This window comes from Pseudomonas sp. JV245A (genome assembly GCF_032424515.1).
In the GTDB taxonomy this organism is placed as follows: Bacteria; Pseudomonadota; Gammaproteobacteria; order Pseudomonadales; family Pseudomonadaceae; genus Aquipseudomonas; species Aquipseudomonas protegens.
This window is the reverse complement of record NZ_VYKE01000436.1, coordinates 1-911: the sequence shown is the minus strand read 5'-3', so window position 1 is coordinate 911 and position 911 is coordinate 1. Positions and strand designations below refer to the sequence as shown.

The 911-nt window shown below is 67.7% G+C and carries 1 protein-coding gene; it reads right to left on the bottom strand.

Translation table 11 applies throughout. The annotated features are described in order from the left end of the window. Positions 1-707 (bottom strand): DHH family phosphoesterase (locus tag F6S12_RS32280; protein WP_315869928.1); only part of this gene is annotated, 707 nt, incomplete at its 3' end. Between the last annotated feature and the right edge of the window lie 204 nt (positions 708-911).

Below are 911 nucleotides of genomic sequence, written 5' to 3'. Positions count from 1 at the left end.
TCGATCAGGCTGCGCTGGCGCACCAGCAGGCCCTGGGCATGCCACAGGGTCAGTTGGACGAAACGCCGCGGCAGGTTGCTGGACGCTTCGAACACTTTCAGGTCCTTGAGCAGGGCCTCGGGCAGTTGTGCTTCGATCTGCTGCTGGCACTCCTTGAAATAGTCTTCGGGCCAGTCGGGGCCCAGGCCGGCCAGCGCGGCCAGGTCGGCGTAGGCCTGGCGGTCCGCCGCGGTGCACCCCTGGTCGGTGAAGTTCAGGGTGTTGTCGAGAATGCCGGCCGCCAGCAGTTGCGCGCTGTCGCGGCTGATCCTGGGCAGCAACCCGGAGTCGCGCCAGCGCTGGTAGACCTGGGTACAGGCGGCGCCGATCTGGCGGATATCCGCGTGCTGGCCCAGGCGCTCGTTCCAGAAGGCCTCGAAACCCGGGTGATGGTCGATGACCTCCACCACACGGTCCAGGTCCACCAGCGGGTCCAGGTGCAGGTGGTTGGAAATGTCCACCAGCACGAACTGCTCGGTCCCTTGCGGAACATGGGCGTCCAGCCCCTTGAGACGCTGGCGGAAAGTGCCCGGGATGCTCTCGTTGAGCGGCGCGCTGCTCAGGGCCCGGGCCGGGCGGCCGTTGAGGTTGAGCCATTCGGCATAGGCAATGCAGCCGGCGTAGGCGTCGATATCCAGATAAGCCGCGCCGGCGGTGACAATGATCATGACGTCCCTGTAATCCACAAAGGCCGGAGGCCGGGGCGCCGAGGGTGCCCGAGCCACATGACAGCCAGATGACAGTCAGCGGCCTTCTACAGGCCCTGCCTCGGCCACCAGCAGCGCCGCCAGCCGCGAGCCGCTGAAGCGGATCTGCGCCAGGCTCAGGGCCGCGTAGCCGACGATCACCGCCGCCGGCCGGCGCACCTGCTG